Genomic DNA, 15,074 nt, shown 5'->3' with positions numbered 1-15,074 from the left:
ACCGACCAAAAATCGTCAGCTCACATCAGCCCGCATCCCCACGTTCCGGGGAAGCAGGCTGGCACTTTGTTCTTTTCCGGGTTTCAAAGACCGTTTACCGGCACCTTCAGGAAGGTTTTGCCATTGTCTTCCGACGGGGGAAGCTGTCCGGCACGCATATTCACCTGAAGTGAGGGAATAATGAGCTTCGGCATGTCCAATACGGCGTCGCGTTCCGTCCGGAACTTGACGAATTCGGATTTCGACTTGCCGCCACCGACATGAATGTTGTGTTCTTTTTCGTCTCCAACGGTCGTTTCCCACTGGATGTCCCGGCCATTCGGGCCGTAGTCGTGGCACATGAACAAACGCATCGCGTCCGGCAGAGCCAGCAGCTTTTGAATGGAATCGTAAAGCATTGCGGCATCGCCACCGGGAAAGTCAGCGCGAGCGGATCCGCCATCCGGCATGAACAGCGTGTCGCCAACAAAGGCCGCGTCGCCCATGACGTGAACCATGCAGGCGGGCGTATGGCCGGGCGTGTAAATCACGAACGCAGTAAGTTCACCGATCTGATAGGTATCGCCGTCCTTGAACAGCTTGTCGAACTGGCTTCCGTCACGCTGGAACTCGGTGCCTTCGTTGAACACCTTTCCGAAGGTTTCCTGAACCACCGTGATTTTTTCACCGATACCCAATTTTCCGCCGAGCTTTTGCTGAATGTAGGGAGCGGCTGAAAGATGATCCGCGTGTACGTGCGTCTCGATCAACCATTCCAGTTTCAGGTCTTTTTCCTGGATATAGGCGATGATCTCGTCGGCATGATCGTATGTGATCCGCCCCGCCGCGTAGTCGATATCCATAACGCTGTCGACAACGGCGCAGGCATTGGTGGCCGGGTCCTTGACCACATAGCTGATCGTATTTGTGGCCGGGTCAAAGAAAGCTTTGACTTCCGGTTTGCTGGTCATGTCGACCGGGTAATTCGATGTGCTCATCTTCATCTCCCTATATCTTGGTGCTGCCTGGATCAGGCTTGCGCCGTGTCTGATCGATAACGTGTTGAGATTGCCCATCTTGCTGCCAGCATGCCTGCGATGATCGCAGCGAATGTCAGCAAGGGTTCCATCAGTCCAATTCCCAGGACCGGCACCAGACCGCCGGGGCAGAAGCCGCTCAATCCCCAGCCAATTCCGAAAATTGCCGAGCCGCCGACAAGTCTGGTGTCCAGATCCTGCTTTGTTGGAAGCGCGAATGCCTGGGCCAGAAGCGGTTGTTGCATGCGGAAAATCAGCCGATAGCCGATAGCTGTCACAAGCAGGGCGCCCCCCATCACGAAGGCAAGGCTCGGATCCCAGGTTCCGGCGACATCGAAGAAGTTCAGAACCTTGGCCGGGTTGCCCATCCCGGAAATCAGAATGCCGCATCCAAAGAGGAGGCCGAAAGCGAATGCAAAGAGAAGTCTCATTTCGTCAGCCTCCGAAAACGTGTCTGGTCAGATAAACGGTGATTGCTGCTGTCATCATGAAGGTCATGGTCGCAACGATTGAACGGCCGGACAGCCTGGACATTCCGCACACACCGTGCCCGCTGGTGCACCCGGAACCGAATGTTGTGCCGACACCTGTCAGAAAGCCGCCGACGACCAAAAGCAGTGGAGAGGACGGTATTGAGATTTCCGGAAGCTGACCGCTGAGACCAAGAAAGATCAGAGGGCTTGCAACCATGCCCGCCAGAAAGGCCGCTCGCCACGCCCAATCCTTGTTGAGCTGCGTTGTCAGGAAACCGCTGACGATGCCATTGATGCCGGCAATTCGGCCGTGAACTGCCATAAGAGCAACAGCGGCAAGACCAATCAGGACGCCGCCGCCGAAGCTGAGTAAGGGTGTGAATTCGGTCATGATGAGCCTTTTGTTACCATATGTTCGAATATATGAATATAATAAGAAAGTAGCAAGGGCCTTCGGTATCAACCAACTGCGGACCTGGCGAAAAAGAACAATCTGGCGAGATGCAGGATTTTGCGGCAACCTGCCGTGAATGCTGTTTAACGGCTGATGGACGACCTGGGGAAGGGGCGCAAATGAAGATCAATCTGGCTTTGTCGGCCGCATATATTCTTGTCTTGAGCTTGGCCGGTGGCAACATGGCCTTGGCCGCGGATGATGACATCAAGGTCTCTTTGAAACTCTTCGGCAAGGAAGATATCGAACAGGGAATTGATCCTTGCCGTTTTTCGCTTTGGCAAGATGACAGGGACCCGGAAACTGACCGATACGCATTTCTGTTTCATGCCAACGCGATAAATGATGGATATCAGGGCCCGGCCCGTATCAAGGCAGGAGAAACTGTTCACGCGCTCTACCAGCTGGCGGAGGGTGGTGAGAGCATCAACGGTCTTTCTTCGCACTACCTCTATGCCACCGAAGACCGGGAAATCCGCGTGCATGTCGAGATTGGTGACGCGGGACTTTCTGGCGAACTTTATCGAATCAAAGATGCCGATATGACCGTCATTCAGAAAGGCAAGGTCCCGTTTGTTGCCAGCGCAAAAGGTCATCTGGGGTGTTTGCAGCCGCGCACGCAATCGGCCAAGGCAGCGCCGGTTCGCGAACCTGAAACGCGCGTGCCGGGACCGCCGAATGGCATTCCGATCGGGCGTCAGACAATTCTGGATGACATGTCTCAATTGCCACCGGAAGCTGTTCAGCTTGTGCGTGAAAATGCCGGTGATGAATGCGATGTCGACGGGTTTCACGCCTGGGTGGAGCACGGTATGTCATCAATGATTACTATCTACTCTGGGAAGTGCCCTGCATCTCGGCTGCCTATCAAGCCGCGACAGCGCTCGTGATCACGCAAAACCCGCCACAAGGCTGGGGCAATCTTCTGACCCTGCCCAATCCGCCTGGTGAAAACGGCGAAATCTATCAGGCCATGAATGCGGATATTCTCGGTCCGAAGGGGTTCATCCGCACGACCAGCCTCAATCGTGGTGTTGGCGATTGCGGCAGCTATCGTGTCCACCGGTTGATAGATGCACCGGGTGAGGTTCTGGAGCTCGAGCTTTTGGAATTCAGAGAGAAGTCCGACTGCGACGGTATAGAAATGGCTCCGAAGGACTGGCCGCTTATTTTTCAGGCGTACTGACACGCTTGGCCGAACCGGCTGGTTGTTCAGCCAGCACGACTTCGGTTCCGTCCACACGTTTGCGGGTCATTGCGCCCGACACCAGGAGCGCGGGATTGTCGGCAGGGTCCGGGATATGTAGATCGGTCCTAGGGCCTGAAAACTCACCCATCGGCCGCAAAATGTCTTCATGCACGACACTGCCGACGAACAACGGGCTGATCTGGCCTGCATCAAGGATTTCGTAGCGGCTTGGCCAGAGGCGAAGCACCCACCGGCCGCTTTCTGTTCCCGTGTCGTCATTGCGTATCAGAACAAGATCAGGCTGGCGCCCATTTTGGGTCCGCGGCAGAATAGGGAGTGAGTCGGGTGGCGTCTTGCCTTCAACGAAACCGCCTGCGGTTGTCAGGGACCATTTCGGCGGTTGCTGCCAGCCATGCTTTTCCGCAGCAGTTGCGAAGGATCCCAGCGGACCCGAATACTGGATGACCAAGGGCTCTTCCCTGTCGCCGTTCAATTCGATCCGATTGGCTGGCAGGGCCATCCAGCCGCCCTCACGCCAACTGGTGGCGGTCATGATTTCCTTGTGGTCGCGCGGTTGATAGGTCACAAGCGCCTGATCGAAGCTTGTCGACAGATGCCAACCGCCAAAAACCGTCAGTGTGAGAACCACGAGGGAGCCTATCGTCAACTGGCCGATTTTCTCATTGTGAATTGGTCCGAATACAAACGCGAACGCAGACACCATGGCTGTTCCGAACAGCAGGCCCGCCAACACATCGGACATCCAATGCGCGCCGAGATAGACGCGTGAAAAGCCGATCGTGATGACGAAGGCGGCGGTAATGGTGAATATGGCGGCTTTTGCCCATCGATTGAGGTCATGAGCGGCCAGGACGGCGCAAATGCCGAATAGAACGGCGTTGAGCGTGGCATGGCCGCTTGGAAAGCTGTAGGCGTCGGCCCCACTGTAGAGTTCGATCGGTCTTGAACGGTGCAAAAGCAGTTTGAACAAAGGCACGAACATCGCGGTGCCCGCCATTGCGATGACAAAACCGATGCCGCGCCGCCAGGCTTTTCGAACAAAGAGATATCCTGCGACGACAACCGCGACAGCTGTCACCACGATCCCGTCGCCGAGCGTCGTCATGAACACCATGATCTTGTCGCCGGCAGGCGTGCGTAGGCTGTCGAATAGGTTCAAAATCGCCAGGTCTGCGCGCACCAACGGCTCGCCTGGAGCAACTTCGCTCACGACCCAGAAAAATGCCGGCATGCTGATCAGCAGCAACAAGGCCGAGGCAAGCATGCCGCTTGACCGTGGGTGCGCTGGGTCAAAGTTTCGTGCGATCCATTGTGACGCCGGGTTCCCGTGCCTTGCGAACCAGTTGACGATTGCCGCATGGGCATTGGGAAAAAGGGGCAGGATAATCAGGATCAGCCAACGGCCCAGCATGACGGCCAGGAAAATGATCACCAGCAGGACACCGAGCACGAGCGCAAGACGACCGCTGATTTCACCGATCGCACTCAGAGCGGACCCTGCAATGATACCGGGCCCCAGATGCGCCGCTGCCCAGGCAAATGCAGACGTGACGTTCACGACGGTAAAGCGGGAGAAATTCATGCCTGCCATTCCGGCAATGCCGGGAACCACCGATTTTACGCCCGGCACGAAGCGGCCGATGAAGACACTTTTGCCGCCATGCTGTTTGAAGAACGCCTCACCGCTGTCGAGCATGTGGGTATAATTTCGAAGCGGCCACATGCTTCTGATCTTGTCTTTGAACTTCCAGCCAATCCAATATGAAATGGCATCGCCTGCCGTCGCGCCGAGTGTTGTCCATATGAAGATCGGCACCGGATCCAGGTTGCCGAGCCCTATCAGAGTTCCTGCTCCCACAAGAACGACAGTCGTCGGCACGAACAAACCGATGATGAACAGCGCTTCACCCATGGCGGCCAGAAAACAGATTATGCCGGCCAGAGATGGGTTTTCAGCTATGAACGTCAGAACTGGATCAAGAAATTCGGTCACAGAAATCTGTCTGTTGGATCAGGTATCAAAATCAATTGCAGAAACTGCCCGACCTTGCTTTTCAGGCAGCATCAACTGTTGCTTCATATAAGCGCACATGCGTTCATCCAATAGCGAAAAATCGGTTTGTCATGTCGCGCGGCGCTCTGACATGAAACAAAGTTATATACTTTCAGGTGCTCAACGATGCGTGCGCCATGCTTTTTCTGGAGGCTTTGATGTTTGAATCGGCACGTTTACCGCAGAAAATGACAAAGAAGACTTTCAAGAAAATGGAGCCGGAGATTCGCGAGGCCTTGCTGTCAGCTCAGCTGCCGGTTGTTGAAAAGCAGTCTTTTTCCACGCTGATTCTGGTCGATGGTCTGGACGGCGCAGGTAAGGGTGAGGCGGTCGCCAGGCTCTATGGTTGGATGGACGCACGTCACCTTGTTTGCAATGCTTACGGTGAGCCGATGGACGAAGCGCGATTGCGTCCGCCTCTTTGGCGTTACTGGCGCGATCTTCCGGCCAAGGGTGAAACAGCCATCGTCTTCGGCAGCTGGTACCAGTCGATCCTGCGCGATCTGATTTACAAGAAGATCGACGAAGACGCTTTCGAAAAGGCGCTGGTGCGAATCCGCCGCTTTGAAGAGATGCTGTCAAACGAAGATGTGCTCATCCTCAAATTCTGGTTCTACCTGCCGAAAAAAGAGCAGGAAAAACGTCTCTCTTCGATTCCGAAGAAGCATGCCGCCCGTCATGTTCTCGCTGATTGGGCAGCGCTCAAGCACCACAAGAAAGCCAGTGAAGCAGGTGAAAAGATCATCCTTGAAACCTCCAAGGGATATGCACCCTGGTTCGTGATCCCCTCCCAAGATCCCGAATATCGGGATGTCGCCTTGGCTCAAACCGTTGCCCGGTCAATGAAGCTGAAAATCGAAGACGGTGAGCCCCGATCTGTGGCAGCTCCGCCGGTCGTTGGCGGCCTGACACGCGAAACAGCAGTCGACACAATTGACCTGACCGAATCGCTCGAAAAGGCCGAATATGTAGAACACCGGGAACGCTACCAGAAGATCCTGTCGGAACTTTCGGACCGCAAGGCGATGACTAAAACGGGCGTGGTTCTTGTCTTTCAAGGCAACGATGCAGCCGGCAAGGGCGGGGCCATCCGTCGTGTGATCCGTCCGCTGGACCCGCGTATCTACAAAGTCCATCCTATTTCGGCTCCCACCGATGAGGAAAAGGCGCGTCCTTATCTTTGGCGGTTCTGGCGTCGCTTGCCGCGCAAGGGTCATTTCGCAATCTTTGACCGGTCCTGGTACGAGCGCGTTCTGGTTGAACGTGTCGAGGGATTTGCCGGTCATGAAGACTGGTTGCGGGCCTACAATGAAATCAATGAATTCGAACAGGAGCTGACGGATTTCGGGTTTATCGTCTGCAAATTCTGGCTGGCGATCTCTGAGGATGAGCAGTTGCGCCGTTTCAAGGCGCGGGAAGATACGGCCTACAAGCAGCACAAGATCACCGACGAGGATTGGCGCAACAGATTGAAATGGGATCAATATGCGATTGCGGCAGGTGATATGGTCGACCGGACGTCCACGCACTATGCCCCTTGGACACTTGTCTCATCAGAAGACAAGCGCCACGCCCGGGTCAAAGTTCTCAAGACAATTTGTGAACGGCTGGAAGACCGGCTTGAGGCCTGACCAGTTGGGCGTGCGTTGCATTTGGGAATTTTCGGAGACCAGCAAGGGAACGATCGAACTGCACGAATAGGGTCAAAGCGACTGCGCCAGATAGTCCATGGCTGCCTGTGCACCACCTTTGCCGTGCGGAATTCCAAGTCTTTGGAAACCGAGTTCCACGGCCGAAAGCGTGCCAAGCAGCATGACCGCATTGACATGACCCATATGCGCGATCCGGATACCTTTCCCGGACAAGTCTCCTATGGTGCCGCCAACAGTCACACCGCAGACCTCCTTGGTGAAATCGCGCAACGCGGCTGCATTTCCTTCACCAATCTTCAGCACCGTGACGCTGTTGGAGCGGGCATTCGACTCGCTGACGTTGAAGCTGACGGCGCCACCTTCCGACCACACCTCAATCGCTCGGCGCGTCGCTTCACCTAGAAGTGCATGCCTGCGCCAGGCTTTTTCCAGACCTTCTTCAAAAAGGAGCTCCAGAGCCTTTCGGAATCCGAACAGGAGGTGCTCTGGTGGGGTGCCGCAGTATTTCTGGTAGTGTTCTGCTCCCTGACGGAATGTCCAGTCAGTGTAGTTTGTCCTGAGGTCCGCGGTCTTGTGCGCCTCGTCTGCTTTCGAACCAGCGGCAACAAAGGACAGCCCGGGAGGGCACATCAGACCTTTTTGGGATCCGGTGAGTGCCACATCGACGCCCCAGGCATCCATTTCAAACGGCATGCAGCCAAGCGATGCAATGGTATCGACCATGAAAAGAGCGGGGTGTCCGGCGGCATCAATTGCTTGCCTCAGTGCCGCGATGTCATTCCAGACACCAGACGCCGTGTCGACTTGCACCACCAGTACGGCCCGAATTTCGTGCGACTTGTCCATGGCAAGACGGTTCTCAAGGAGTTTGGGATCGACGCTCTTCTCCCAAGACCCCGGCAGGACTTCGACATTCAGCCCATTGATCTGCCCGGCCTCGCCCCAGCCGAGTGCAAAACGACCGGACTCCAGAACCAATACCTTGTCGCCCCGACGAAGTGTGTTGCACAGGGCAGCATCCCAGGCTCCATGGCCGTTGGAAGCGTAAATGTAGGTCTTGCCTTTGGTTCGGAATGTTTCCTTGAGCTTGGCAAGGCAATAATCTGTGGTTTCCAACAGAGGACCTTCGTAAATGTCCACGGCGGGGCGGTGCATGGCGCGCAGCACCTCGTCGGGCACATTCGTTGGACCGGGGATCATCAAAAACTCTTTGCCATTGCGCAGCGTCACGGGGAGATCCTTGTTTTTCCAGTGGAGATCAGAACGGACTTGTCGTAGGGATTGGTATGTAGCCGGATGCCAAAATTGTCGCTACGGACCGATCCGTCAAGACTGCAACACCTCTGGGACTGAACGTCGAATGTCGGCTCAATCGCTACCTTGCTGCAATTGCGAACAAGTGGATGGAGCAATTGTGATAGGAGCATCTCGACGGAGCAAATTGCGTCCGCGAGCCCCGTCAGGGTTTAACACACTGAAAAAACAATTGATTAGATAGCTGGTTGAAATAATGAAGGAGGCTGCGCCCTGCGGTTGAACAGAAAACACCTTGTCTCCGTAAAGCAATTTCTTCAAGTTACAACCGGTCGGTATCGTCAGTTAGGCGTTGCAGCATGATCCTGGTGAATGAAGGTGAAAGCCCTGTTATTCTGTGCCTGCCTCACAGCGGTACGGACATGCCCGAAGCTGTGTCAAAACGGCTGAATGCAACTGGACGTCTGCAGGCCGATTTGTCCTGGCAGCTGGACCGCGTTTTTGACTTTCACCATATCTTGAACGTAACGGTGATCCGTTCGACTGTGTCTCGATATGTGATCGATCTGGACAAGGCCGTTGAAAATGGTGACGGCGAACATTGTCCCGTCACGACACTTGATGGAAAACGGATTTATCAGGAAGGTGAGGAACCTGGTCCAACCGAGATCGAGCAACGTGAACTGTTGTTTTATGAGCCGTTCCACAAGGCTTTGAGACACCAACTGGATCGGTTGATGAAGAAGCATGGCAAGGTCATTCTTCTGGATTGCCAATCCATGCGCTCCCATATCAAGGGCGTTACCGGCAAAGGTCTGCCGCTGGTCAGCGTCGGCAGCATGGACGGCAAATCGACCGACCCCGACCTGCGCAATCTTCTGGTGGGGTCGTTTCAAGGGCTTCCAGGCTTCACAATCAGCGTTGACGAACACGCAAAAGGTGGCTTGATAACGCGCACTTTAGGGCAGCCGGATCATGGTGTGCACGCCATGTCGCTCCTTCTGGCTCAACGGGCCTACCTGCGACATGAATCCCCGCCATTTGAACCTGACAAGACCCGCGTTGAACGTTTGCGTGAAGTACTCCAGGACATGTTGACCAGACTGATCGACTGGACTGCACTTCCGGACAAAAATGGGAATGAGGCAAGTTCCGGCGAAGTCAGCCAAGAACCGGAGGCTGACAGCGATCCATCTGGCGAGATGTCTGACGATGAGGTCGTTGCACCAAATGCTGAAGAGACGGAGCATCGTCAGGAAGCAGAAATCGAGGTGGATCCGGTAGATGCCTCGCAGTCGACTTCAAATGACAGTGACGAACCGGAAAGCGGCGTATCCGACGAACTGCCGGAAAAACCGCTTCTGGTTGCTGAATAGCACCGTCACTCCGCCAAACGATTGAGGCAGACCAACGAACCATCGCCGTTGCACTGATCAGCGCCTTTCCGGCTCTCAATCGTTGCATGCTTCAGCTCGCATCCTTGAGTGAAGGGGAATGAAGCATTCCTCGAAGCAATCTGCGTATCGGAGCATCCGGCAAGACGCCGATGGCAAAGTTTAGATGTTCGACGTCGTTAGAAGAAAGCCTGCAGGCCGGTCTGTGCCCGACCGAGGATCAGCGCATGGATGTCATGCGTTCCTTCATAGGTGTTCACCGTTTCCAGGTTCTGTGCATGGCGCATGACATGATACTCTTCCTGGATACCGTTGCCGCCGTGCATGTCGCGAGCCTGACGGGCAATATCCAGCGCCTTGCCGCAATTGTTGCGCTTGATGAGCGAGATCATCTCCGGAGCAACATTGCCAGCGTCGAACAGACGACCGACGCGGAGCGCTGCCTGAAGGCCGAGCGTTATCTCGGTCTGCATATCCGCTAGTTTTTTCTGAAAAAGCTGTGTCTGGGCCAGCGGTCTGCCAAACTGTTCCCTATCGAGGCCATATTGCAAGGCACGGGTCCAACAGTCTTCAGCTGCGCCCATGGAACCCCACGCAATGCCGTAGCGAGCCCGATTCAAGCAACCAAACGGCCCTTTCAGACCCGAAACATTCGGCAACAGGGCATCTTCGCCAACGTCTACGCCGTCCATGACGATTTCGCCCGTGATCGAAGCGCGCAGGGAGAGTTTGCCGCCGACTTTCGGAGCGCTGAGGCCTTTCGTGCCCTTGTCGAGCACAAATCCGCGGATGGCGCCGTCATGTGCTTCAGACTTTGCCCACACAACAAAGACATCGGCGATCGGAGCGTTGGAGATCCACATTTTGGTGCCAGTCAACCGGTAACCGCCATCTGTCTTTTCCGCACGCGTGCGCATACCGGCAGGGTCTGAACCGGCGTCAGGTTCGGTTAGGCCGAAACATCCAACATATTCGCCGGTGGCAAGCTTTGGCAGGTATTTCTGCCGCTGTTCTTCCGAACCATAAGCGTAGATTGGATACATGACCAACGATGATTGAACGCTCATCATGGATCGGTAACCGCTGTCGACACGTTCAATTTCCCGCGCGACAACACCATAAGAAACGTAAGATGCCCCCGCGCAACCGTAGTCTTCCGGTAACGTTACGCCGAGCAGGCCAAGTTCACCCATTTCATTGAAGATTTCCCGGTCGGTCTTTTCTTCCCGGTAGGCCTCAATGATGCGCGGCTGAAGTTTGTCTTGCGCAAAGGCGCGCGCCGTGTCCTGGATCAGCTGTTCATCTTCGTTTAGCTGGCTTCTCAGCTGGAACGGATCCTGCCAATCGAATGTGCCGCCGCCTGCTGGCGAGGATTTAATTTGAGCCGGTGCATTCATGACTGTGTTCTCCCGCGGGGCTGTCGAGGCTTCTGAATTCGGTGTCTCGTACCGGTGTTCATTCTGTTTCCTCTGGTTTTAGTGCAGTTTCGTTTGCAGAAAAGCGAAACCTGCTCCATCATTCATGACAAAATGGAATGATCTGAAGGCAATTGCTATGCGCCGTGCATTCGTCCCGACTGCCGATACGCTGATCGCCTTTGAATGCGCAGCTCGACATTTGAGTTTCACGCGTGCCGCAGAAGAGCTGCACCTGACACAGGGCGCGATCTCAAAACAGGTGCGCCAACTGGAAGACAGACTTGGCGTGGAGCTGTTTCGCCGTGTGCGGCAGCGCATAGTGCTGACTGACGCCGGCCGGCTTTATCTGCACGACATCCGCGGCGCCCTGGAGCAGATGACTGCTGCCACGCGCCAGGTCATGTCCTATGCCGGTAGCGCAGACGTCCTGAACCTTGCCGTTCTGCCGACCTTCGGCACACGATGGCTTGCTCCCCGGCTCGCAGGCTTTGCGCGCCGTTATCCGGATGCCGGATTGAACTTGAGTGTTCGCCTGCAGCCTTTCGATTTTAGTGAAGAACCGTTCGATGGAGCAATTCATCATGGAGATCCGGTCTGGGCCGGAGCGATCGCCGAACACTTGTTCGACGAAGAGGTTATTCCGGTTGCGTCCCGGGCATTTCGGGACAGGCACGAGATTCGGTCGCCCATGGACCTTGTCCGCGTGCCGCGACTGCAACTGGCGACGAGACCGTTTGCCTGGAGGCAATGGTTCGAACTTGCCGGTGTGGAAACCGATGCAGCGTTCCAAGGCGCGCGTTTCGAACAGTTTGTCATGATCTCGGAGGCCGCCATCCATCATGCGGGTGCTGCGCTCATTCCCCGCTTTTTCGTCGAGGCGGAACTCTCTTCCGGCCGTCTGGTGCGCCTGTTCGACCTTTCTGTGCAGCAACAAAGTGCTTATTATTTTGTCTATCCGGAAGGGCGCACCATGCGACCGGTTGTTTCCGCATTTCGCCAATGGTTGATGGAAGAAGCCCGTGCTGCGCGTACCGCACGGGACACCATGCTCCCTGGCTGACCTTCAAAGACGGCTATGCTTGCGAATGTTCCGGGCACGACGTTGCCGCCGCGTCTCAACGGTCGGAGTGCTGCACCTTGAAACTGGACTGCCGCTTGATCTGGCTCGAAACATCTCCACATGCGCCGTGCAATCGGTTATCTGAACCGGATCTGAAGACATCACCGCGAACACCCGGGCAGAAAGGACAGAACCTTGGACAAACAGCATCTGCGTCTGATCCTAAACGGTAAATCTGCTGGCCGGAGCGACGTACGTTCTGCTGTTGAGGCGGTGCGGGCCATGGGACACGAGGTATCCGTTCGGGTCACCTTCGAAGCCGGAGATTTCACCCGGTTGGCTCAGGAAGCCCTCAGGGATCATGAAGATCAAAAGATCGACACGCTGGTCAGTGGTGGCGGCGATGGAACGCTTCACGAGGTAGTGGATGCCGTTCTGCACAGCGTGCCGGAGGGTGAAAGCCCCCCTTTCGCCTTTGCCGTTTTGCCACTTGGTACCGCCAATGATTTTGCACGGCACATTCGCCTTGACCCTTCAGACATCACTTCCTGTTTGCGATTTGCCGCCAGGGCCAGCGCCAAACCGATGGATATCGGAGAGGTCAACGGTTGTTCCTTCGTCAATATGGCAACTGGAGGGTTCGGCACGCAGGTCACGGCACAGACCGATCCCAACCTGAAGCGCGTGCTGGGCGGGGCTGCCTATCTATTTACCGGTCTCAACCGCTTTTCCGAGCTAGCAGCCTGCCAGGCACGGATCGAGGCAGAAGGGTTTGAGTGGGAAGGCGCTTTTCTTGCGCTTGCCATCGGCAACGGCCGCCGCGCCGGAGGCGGCATTCGCCTCTGCCCCCGTGCCAAACTGGATGACGGTTTCCTCGACCTGACAATCCTGCCTTTCCCAAAATCGGGAAAGGCCATCGACCTCCTCCAAACTCTCCTCGACAGAGGAGCTGACGATCTGACGCATGGTCTAATCATGCGAAGAGTTCGCCATGTTCAGATCGAAACCGAAAAATCAGTCCAGTTCAATCTCGACGGCGAACCCAGAAATGGACAGTCCTGGCAGATTGCGATAAGGCATCACTGCATCGACATGAGGCGGTGAGGTTCTCTCATCGTTGCAACCCGTGTTGGAGGGTTTGAGCAACTAATGCAGAATGAAGAATCGGTTCTATACGGTCCGATTGAACAATGAAAAAGAAGAAGAAACCGGCGGTATGGACGAGTATCAACTTAAGAATTTCTTGAAATTCGTGCCAGTTAGGTTGGGCCTTGTTCCAAGAAAACGACTGTTTGTTCATATTCCCAAAAATGGTGGAATGGCGATCAGGCACGCCGCAGAACTGCAAAGATGTTTGATCATAGCCAACCGAAGAAGATTGGTTAGCAAGAACTATGCAGATGGCCTCAAGGAACACATGTCGAAAAAGGGCGCGACGCCAGCCTATGAACACGCCCGCTATCGCGATATTGATGTTTGTGTCAGACAAGCGTGCCGCGCATTTGCCATTGTCCGAAACCCGTGGTCCAGAACGGTATCTCGTTTTAAGTTTGCGCTACAGACGCGCAATAATGGTGCCGGAAAGGCAGACTACAACAAATCCACTTTTGAGAGGTTCTTAGCGGAGCGCTACTCTTTTGGTACGGAGCCATATTATTGGCACAGAGCAATCCGAAGTTGGTATCCACAACGAGACTATGTCGTCGATGAAAATGAAAGAATTGTGCCTGACATCCTTCGCCAAGAATATTTGGGTGACGAACTTGGGCGTTATTTAGGCCTGAAATCTAGTCTGAAACGCAGAAACATCAGCACAGGTGCGCAGACCGATTATCGTGAAATCTATACACGCGAAACGCTGCAAATTGTTGCAGACTGGTACGCCGTCGACATTGAATTGTTCGGATTCGATTTCGATACACCAGCGACCAGAAACCTCTTTTTTGCCGGCTAGGTGCGATCAATGATCGATCAGTCAACCGGAACGTTGATCCAGCATCGTATTATGGAAGCATTCGGAGCGCTCGATGCCGACGCGCTTATCATTCCGGCCGACGGTGTCGTTGCAGTGATACTAGCGTTCAATGAAGCTCTCCGTTTCCCATTTTTTCTAAAACACTATCGCGAACTCGGCATTCGTCACTTCGTTGTAGTCGATAACATGTCGAATGACGGCACGTCAGACTTCCTTGCGGCCCAATCAGATGTGAGTGTTATTCGAACTGAAAAACCCTACAGCGAATACAAATCGGTTTGGCGGCAGTTGCTATGTGAACGGTATTTGCTTGGGCGTTGGACGCTGTTCCCAGACGTTGATGAACTTTTGGTCTATCCTGGTTGGCCCGGGCGGAAGATTGATGATCTGGTCAGCTCATTGGACAATCGGCAATTTCAAGCACTTTTTTGTCCAATGGTCGACATGTATCCCAAGGGCCCGCTGAAGCAATTTAGCTATAAAGCCGGTGATAGCTTTCTTGACGGGTGCTCATATTTTGACCCCAAGGGATATCGATACAATCCACTTAAAGGAAGCCACGGTAAGCGTTACAAGACGCCCGCGCGGCATATTTTTGGAGGAACTCGTGAAAGGCTGTTTCACCAGAATGCGAAACGGCGAAAGACTTGGCTGGACAAGGGACTCCTTTCCCTCATTTTTTCGATCCGCACACGGGCTCCAGAAAGCGATCTAGGACGAAGGTGCGATCAATTTCTGTTCAAGTTGGTGAAGAGCGCCGTACCGGATACGGCTGCGGTACAGAGCAAAGTCCCACTTCTGAAATGGGATCATGGCTACATGTTCTCCGGCGGGGTTCATGGAATTGACAAGAAGATCAGCATTGCACCTGAGTGGGGTGTTCTTCTGCATTTCAAGTATTTGGACGATTTCCAGAGTAAGGTTACAGAAGCACTGGAGAGAAAGCAACATACTGACAATGCGGGTCACTATCGGGACTACAAAACCCAACTGAACAGGCTTATGAATGAAGGATTGTTTATCAGCGGAAGTAAGAAATTCACTGGAGTAGACTCGCTCATTGAATGCGGGCTCATGCGCGATATCGGTGGTTAATTATCGCCATCACTTTCGAT

14 protein-coding genes are annotated in these 15,074 nt (G+C 54.6%); 8 read left to right on the top strand and 6 right to left on the bottom strand.

Features of this window, described 5'->3' with window-relative positions; all coding sequences use genetic code 11:
- Positions 1 to 83: 83 nt before the first annotated feature.
- From FIV00_RS00415 to FIV00_RS00405, 3 genes are read right to left on the bottom strand one after another with little or no spacing between them, the layout of a single operon-like run.
- Positions 84 to 977, bottom strand: coding sequence for an MBL fold metallo-hydrolase (locus FIV00_RS00415; protein ID WP_152498966.1), 894 nt, complete (start codon positions 975 to 977; stop codon positions 84 to 86).
- A gap of 32 nt (positions 978 to 1,009) precedes the next feature.
- Entirely contained in the window at positions 1,010 to 1,447 is a 438-nt protein-coding gene (locus FIV00_RS00410; protein WP_152498965.1) for a DUF6691 family protein, read from the bottom strand.
- Positions 1,448 to 1,451: 4 nt separating this feature from the next.
- Positions 1,452 to 1,880 carry a YeeE/YedE family protein gene (locus FIV00_RS00405; RefSeq protein ID WP_152498964.1) on the bottom strand — a complete coding sequence of 143 codons (429 nt, stop codon included), beginning with the start codon at positions 1,878 to 1,880 and terminating at the stop codon, positions 1,452 to 1,454.
- Positions 1,881 to 2,062: 182 nt separating this feature from the next.
- Between FIV00_RS00405 and FIV00_RS00400 the strand changes: the two genes are divergently transcribed.
- The gene (locus FIV00_RS00400) at positions 2,063 to 2,833 is read left to right on the top strand and encodes a hypothetical protein (protein ID WP_152498963.1); all 771 of its coding nucleotides are present in this window, start codon (positions 2,063 to 2,065) and stop codon (positions 2,831 to 2,833) included.
- A complete protein-coding gene (locus FIV00_RS00395; RefSeq protein ID WP_152498962.1) occupies positions 2,716 to 3,129 on the top strand; it encodes a DUF1176 domain-containing protein in 414 nt (137 codons plus the stop codon). The genes FIV00_RS00400 and FIV00_RS00395 overlap by 118 nt, the downstream gene beginning before the upstream one ends.
- Here FIV00_RS00395 and FIV00_RS00390 read toward each other — a convergent pair.
- The gene (locus FIV00_RS00390; RefSeq protein ID WP_152498961.1) at positions 3,110 to 5,146 is read right to left on the bottom strand and encodes a bifunctional DedA family/phosphatase PAP2 family protein; all 2,037 of its coding nucleotides are present in this window, start codon (positions 5,144 to 5,146) and stop codon (positions 3,110 to 3,112) included. The genes FIV00_RS00395 and FIV00_RS00390 overlap by 20 nt on opposite strands.
- A 218-nt stretch (positions 5,147 to 5,364) precedes the next feature.
- Here FIV00_RS00390 and pap point away from each other — a divergent pair, with 218 nt between their 5' ends.
- Positions 5,365 to 6,837, top strand: a complete 1,473-nt coding sequence (gene pap, locus FIV00_RS00385) for a polyphosphate:AMP phosphotransferase (RefSeq protein ID WP_152498960.1) — start codon at positions 5,365 to 5,367, stop codon at positions 6,835 to 6,837.
- 72 nt (positions 6,838 to 6,909) lie between these two features.
- On the opposite strand, the gene FIV00_RS00380 is transcribed toward pap, so the two are convergent.
- Positions 6,910 to 8,088, bottom strand: coding sequence for an alanine--glyoxylate aminotransferase family protein (locus tag FIV00_RS00380; protein WP_152498959.1), 1,179 nt, complete (start codon positions 8,086 to 8,088; stop codon positions 6,910 to 6,912).
- A gap of 383 nt (positions 8,089 to 8,471) precedes the next feature.
- Here FIV00_RS00380 and FIV00_RS00375 point away from each other — a divergent pair, with 383 nt between their 5' ends.
- Positions 8,472 to 9,488 (top strand): N-formylglutamate amidohydrolase, encoded by a 1,017-nt coding sequence (locus FIV00_RS00375; RefSeq protein WP_152498958.1) that lies wholly within the window; start codon positions 8,472 to 8,474, stop codon positions 9,486 to 9,488.
- 197 nt (positions 9,489 to 9,685) lie between these two features.
- Here the strand turns inward: FIV00_RS00375 and FIV00_RS00370 are convergent, their stop codons facing one another.
- The gene (locus FIV00_RS00370; RefSeq protein WP_173005826.1) at positions 9,686 to 10,903 is read right to left on the bottom strand and encodes an acyl-CoA dehydrogenase; all 1,218 of its coding nucleotides are present in this window, start codon (positions 10,901 to 10,903) and stop codon (positions 9,686 to 9,688) included.
- A 157-nt stretch (positions 10,904 to 11,060) separates the two neighbouring features.
- On the opposite strand from FIV00_RS00370, the gene FIV00_RS00365 reads away from it, so the two are divergent.
- The 4 genes from FIV00_RS00365 (at position 11,061) to FIV00_RS00350 (ending at position 15,054) form a co-directional block, all read left to right on the top strand.
- A complete protein-coding gene (locus tag FIV00_RS00365) occupies positions 11,061 to 11,984 on the top strand; it encodes a LysR substrate-binding domain-containing protein (protein WP_152498957.1) in 924 nt (307 codons plus the stop codon).
- A 195-nt stretch (positions 11,985 to 12,179) separates the two neighbouring features.
- Entirely contained in the window at positions 12,180 to 13,088 is a 909-nt protein-coding gene (gene yegS, locus FIV00_RS00360; RefSeq protein ID WP_152498956.1) for a lipid kinase YegS, read from the top strand.
- Positions 13,089 to 13,140: 52 nt separating this feature from the next.
- Positions 13,141 to 13,938 (top strand): sulfotransferase family 2 domain-containing protein, encoded by a 798-nt coding sequence (locus FIV00_RS00355; RefSeq protein ID WP_152498955.1) that lies wholly within the window; start codon positions 13,141 to 13,143, stop codon positions 13,936 to 13,938.
- Between the two features lie 9 nt (positions 13,939 to 13,947).
- Positions 13,948 to 15,054, top strand: coding sequence for a glycosyltransferase family 2 protein (locus tag FIV00_RS00350; RefSeq protein ID WP_152498954.1), 1,107 nt, complete (start codon positions 13,948 to 13,950; stop codon positions 15,052 to 15,054).
- Positions 15,055 to 15,074: the final 20 nt, after the last annotated feature.

It is taken from the genome of Labrenzia sp. THAF82 (assembly GCF_009363435.1).
Taxonomy (GTDB): domain Bacteria; phylum Pseudomonadota; class Alphaproteobacteria; order Rhizobiales; family Stappiaceae; genus Roseibium; species Roseibium porphyridii.
Note: the sequence above shows the minus strand (reverse complement) of the source record. Positions and strands in the feature narration are given on the sequence as shown.